4 protein-coding genes are annotated in these 4921 nt (G+C 67.7%); 1 reads left to right on the forward strand and 3 read right to left on the reverse strand.

The annotated features are described in order from the left end of the window. Positions 1-62 precede the first annotated feature (62 nt). The 3 genes from ACFWGZ_RS39485 to ACFWGZ_RS39495 all read right to left on the reverse strand — a co-directional run bounded on the left by ACFWGZ_RS39485 (position 63) and on the right by ACFWGZ_RS39495 (position 3985). Positions 63-2891 (reverse strand): vitamin B12-dependent ribonucleotide reductase, encoded by a 2829-nt coding sequence (locus tag ACFWGZ_RS39485; RefSeq protein ID WP_382456710.1) that lies wholly within the window; start codon positions 2889-2891, stop codon positions 63-65. 66 nt (positions 2892-2957) lie between these two features. Continuing rightward, on the reverse strand, positions 2958-3428 hold the full coding sequence (nrdR, locus tag ACFWGZ_RS39490; RefSeq protein ID WP_382456711.1) for a transcriptional regulator NrdR: 471 nt from the start codon (positions 3426-3428) through the stop codon (positions 2958-2960). Positions 3429-3700: 272 nt separating this feature from the next. After that, a complete protein-coding gene (locus ACFWGZ_RS39495; RefSeq protein ID WP_382456712.1) occupies positions 3701-3985 on the reverse strand; it encodes a hypothetical protein in 285 nt (94 codons plus the stop codon). A gap of 222 nt (positions 3986-4207) precedes the next feature. On the opposite strand from ACFWGZ_RS39495, the gene lexA reads away from it, so the two are divergent. After that, positions 4208-4885: a transcriptional repressor LexA gene (lexA, locus tag ACFWGZ_RS39500; RefSeq protein ID WP_382456713.1), complete on the forward strand. Its 678-nt coding sequence runs from the start codon at positions 4208-4210 to the stop codon at positions 4883-4885. Positions 4886-4921: the final 36 nt, after the last annotated feature.

A 4921-nucleotide genomic window follows, 5' to 3' on the forward strand; every position in this document is an offset into this window, starting at 1 on the left:
ACCTCGACGTGCACGTCATGCGCCGGTGCGCACCGTCGCGTCGAACGCGACCCGGTCCGGGATCAGCTGCAGCCGGACGTGCTGCCGCAGCCTTCGCACAGGTAGCAGGAGCCGGCCGGGCGCATCTTCGTGCCGCAGGTCATGCACAGCGGCGCGTCGGCTGCCTTGCCCAGGTGCAGTTCCAGCAGCTCGGTCGAGCTGCCGACCTGCTTCGGCGCCGCGGTCTCGACCTCGACGGCCGGGGCCGCCTCCACCGAGCCGCGCAGGCCCTCGATGTCCACATCGGACGGTGCCGGGGCGCCGTACTCTCCGGCCACCTGCGCCGAACGCTCGTCGGCGGTGAAGATGCCGAGCTGCGCGCGCTTGTCGTACGGCAGGTAGTCGAGCGCCAGGCGGCGGAACAGGTAGTCGAGCACCGACGTCGCGATGCGGACGTCCGGGTCGTCGGTCATGCCCGCCGGCTCGAAGCGCAGGTTCTGGAACTTCGAGACGTAGAACTCGAGCGGGATGCCGTACTGCAGACCCACCGAGATGGACATCGAGAACGCGTCCATCACGCCGGACAGCGTCGAGCCCTGCTTGCCGAGCTTGACGAACACCTCGCCGAGACCGTTGTCCGGGTAGGAACCGGCGGTCAGGTAGCCCTCGGCACCGCCGACCGTGAACGACACGGTCTGCGACGGGCGCTTCTTCGGCAGGCGCTTGCGGACCGGGCGGTACTCGACGACCGTCTCGGTGGCGGCCTTCTTCTCCTCGGCCGCCTTCGCGCCCTTGCCGGCGGACAGCGGCTGGCCGACCTTGCAGTTGTCGCGGTAGATCGCGAGCGCCTTCAGGCCGAGCTTCCAGCCCTGGTAGTAGATCTCCTCGACGTCCTCGACGGTCGCCGTCTCCGGCATGTTGACCGTCTTGGAGATCGCGCCGGAGAGGAACGGCTGGGTGGCCGCCATCATCCGCACGTGGCCCATGGGCGCGATGGAGCGCTCGCCCATGGCGCAGTCGAAGACCTCGTAGTGCTCGCGGCGCAGGCCCGGCGCGTCGACGACGTGGCCGTGCTCGCCGATGAACTCGACGATCGCCTCGATCTGCTCGTCCAGGTAGCCCAGCGCCTTGAGGGCGCGCGGCACCGTCTGGTTGACGATCTGCATCGAGCCGCCGCCGACGAGCTTCTTGAACTTGACCAGGGCCAGGTCCGGCTCGATACCGGTGGTGTCGCAGTCCATCATCAGGCCGATGGTGCCGGTGGGGGCCAGCACGGACGCCTGGGCGTTGCGCCAGCCGTTCTTCGCGCCGATCTCCAGGGCCTGCTGCCAGGCCTCGGTCGCGACCTTGTGCACCGACGAGTCGTTCGCGTGGTAGGTGCGGATCAGGTCGTTCGCGGCGGCGTGCTTGCGCATGACGCGCTGGTGCGCGGTGGCGTTGCGCTTGTAGCCGTCGTACGCGCCGACCATGCCCGCGAGCTCGGCGGAGCGGCGGTAGGAGACACCGGTCATCAGCGAGGTGATGGTCGCGGCGAGCGCGCGGCCGCCCTCGGAGTCGTACGCGTGGCCGGTCGCCATCAGCAGCGCGCCGAGGTTGGCGTAGCCGATGCCCAGCTGGCGGAACTTGCGGGTGGTGTCCGCGATCGGCTCGGTCGGGAAGTCCGCGAAGCAGATCGAGATGTCCATCGCGGTGATGATCAGTTCGACGGCCTTGGCGAACGTGACGGCGTCGAAGCGGCCGTCGTCGCCGAGGAACTTCATCAGGTTGAGCGACGCGAGGTTGCAGCTCGAGTTGTCGAGGTGCATGTACTCCGAACACGGGTTGGACGCGGTGATGCGGCCCGACTCGGGGCAGGTGTGCCAGTCGTTGATCGTGTCGTCGTACTGGATGCCGGGGTCGGCGCACTCCCAGGCGGCCTTCGCCAGCTTGGTGAAGAGGTTCTTGGCGTCGATGCGCTCGATGACCTCGCCGGTCTGCCGGCCGCGCAGGCCGAAGTCGCCGCCGCTCTCGTAGGCGTGCATGAACTCGTCCGACACGCGGATCGAGTTGTTCGCGTTCTGGTACTGCACCGACACGATGTCCGCGCCACCGAGGTCCATGTCGAACCCGGCGTCGCGCAGCGCGCGGATCTTGTTCTCCTCCTTCGCCTTGGTCTCGATGAACTCCTCGACGTCCGGGTGGTCGACGTCGAGGACGACCATCTTGGCCGCGCGGCGCGTGGCGCCACCGGACTTGATGGTGCCCGCGGACGCGTCGGCGCCGCGCATGAACGACACCGGGCCGGACGCGGTGCCGCCGGAGGACAGCAGCTCCTTGGAGGAGCGGATGCGGGAGAGGTTCAGGCCGGCACCGGAGCCGCCCTTGAAGATCAGGCCCTCCTCGCGGTACCAGTTGAGGATCGACTCCATCGTGTCGTCGACCGCGAGGATGAAGCACGCGCTGACCTGCTGCGGCGAGCTCGTGCCGACGTTGAACCACACCGGCGAGTTGAAGCTGAACACCTGGTGCAGCAGCATGTAGGTGAGCTCGTGCTCGAAGATCTCGGCGTCCTGCTCGCCCGCGAAGTAGCCGTGCTCCCGGCCGGCGCCCACGTAGGTCTTCACGACGCGGTCGATCAGCTGGCGCAGCGACTGCTCGCGCTTGTCGCTGCCGACGGCACCGCGGAAGTACTTGCTGGTGACGATGTTGGTGGCGTTCACCGACCAGGACTCGGGGAACTCGACCCCGCGCTGCTCGAAGTTCACCGAGCCGTCACGCCAGTTCGTCATGACGACGTCGCGGCGCTCCCAGGTGACCTCGTCGTAGGGGTGGCGGCCCTCGGTGGTGTAGACGCGCTGGACCTTCAGCGCGGCAGGCTTGGCAGCCGCCCGTGCGGCTGTCTTCTTGGCTGAGCCGCCGACGGTCTCGGTCACGGTGGATCTCCCTAGTGCAGTGCTCGGAAAAAGAAGGATTGCTTCGCGCGCTGAAGTGCGCGCGGACTACTGCTCGGCCGGTGCTTCCTCGGTCCGCGCAGTACGAAGATCAAGAATTTCCTTCTCGAAGTCCTCGACGGACGAGAAGGACCTGTAAACGCTCGCGAAGCGCAGATAAGCGACCTCGTCGAGCTCGCGCAGAGGGCCGAGAATGGCGAGCCCCACCTCGTGGCTCGCGATTTCCGCGCACCCCGTCGACCGGATCGACTCCTCCACCTGCTGAGCCAGCACCTGGAACGCGTCCTCGTCGACCGGGCGGCCCTGGCACGCCCTGCGCACGCCGACGACCACCTTGTCGCGGCTGAACGGCTCCGTCACGCCGGAGCGCTTGACCACGGCGAGAACCGCTTCTTCGACCGTGGTGAACCTGCGGCTGCAGCTGTTGCAGGAGCGTCGGCGCCGGATCACCTGGCCTTCGTCGACCTCGCGGGAGTCGACCACCCGCGAGTCCGAATGGCGGCAGAACGGACACCGCACGCCACCTCACCCCTTCCCCCGCACAGCATTCACCGCAGCAACCACACTGGTCGGGTTACCCACAACCTGTGGACTACTTTCAGCGGTGCAACCACTAGATGTAGGGGTAGAACCTAGATCGCAACCGACGTCGAAGCAAGTCGACACGACGCCCGGCGTGTCACCCTGTTGGGCGAACCGGTGACGATCAGCGGTGATTACGCAAAGATGCCCGCAATGACGGAGAGTTCACGTCATCACGGGCGCGGGAAACACAAGATGTGGGGGCAGGCTTACGGGGTGACCCCAGCCTGCTGTAGGTAGAGCACGCCGAGCGCGACCACCGTGAGTGCGCTCAAGACGCCGACCGCGACCAGTTCGAACAACGACTCGCGCTTCGGGCGGACCTCGCACGAGCTCGACTCGCGCGTGGCGGGCACGACCACGGGGTGCGGCCTCGTCGCCGGTCGGCGCGGCATGACCCTCGGACCCGAACGGAGGGGACGCCCCGCTGCGACGTCCGCGTCCTCGGCAACGCGCAACCGCTTCTCGACGAGCACCGCCATCACGACCTCCATCGCAGGTCAACCACCGTGATCGAACAGAGGTTCGATCGAACGTCCGTGCGAATTTCTACCACGCCGGATCATCGAACGCCACAACACGCGGCCAAATACCTCGAACAGGTGTTTGATCTGCGCAGCAAACACGACTACCGTCGACCACGAAGATCGACGGAGGCCGGAATCCCATTCGTACTGGGGGCGGCGAGGAGGACAGCGACCGTGGCAGGCAAGACGATCGACCCGGACCCCGCTCTCGTGGAGACACAGGTGAGCGAGATCGCGGGAAACGCCGGCCTGACCCTGCGTCAGCGCAAGGTGCTCGACGTGATCCGCGACTGGGTCGACCGCTTCGGCTACCCGCCGAGCGTGCGCGAGATCGGTGAGGCCGTCGGCCTCACGTCGACCTCGTCGGTGGCGTACCAGCTGCGCGCGCTGGAGCGGAAGGGCTTCCTGCGCCGCGACCCGAACCGCCCGCGCGCGGTAGGGATGCTGCCCACCGAGATCGACCCCGGTCTCGACCCGATGTCCAAGCCGACGCCCGCGTACGTGCCGATGGTCGGCCGCATCGCCGCCGGTGGCCCGATCCTGGCGGAGGAGTCGATCGAGGACGTGTTCCCGCTGCCGCGCGAGATCGTGGGCGAGGGCGAGCTGTTCCTGCTGCGCGTCGTCGGCGACTCGATGATCGACGCCGCGATCACCGACGGCGACTGGGTCGTGATTCGCAAGCAGCCCACGGCCGACCAGGGCGAGATCGTCGCCGCCATGATCGACGGCGAGGCGACGGTGAAGACGTTCAAGCGCAAGGACGGGCACGTGTGGCTGATGCCGCACAACCCTGCCTACCAGCCGATCAACGGCGACGAGGCGACCATCCTCGGCAAGGTCGTCACCGTGCTGCGGCGCCTGCCGTAGCTCCTGCACGCGCGACGAGGCCCGGCATCCGCTCAC

Origin of the sequence: Lentzea sp. NPDC060358 (assembly GCF_042725365.1) — a bacterium.
Lineage (GTDB): Bacteria > Actinomycetota > Actinomycetes > Mycobacteriales > Pseudonocardiaceae > Lentzea.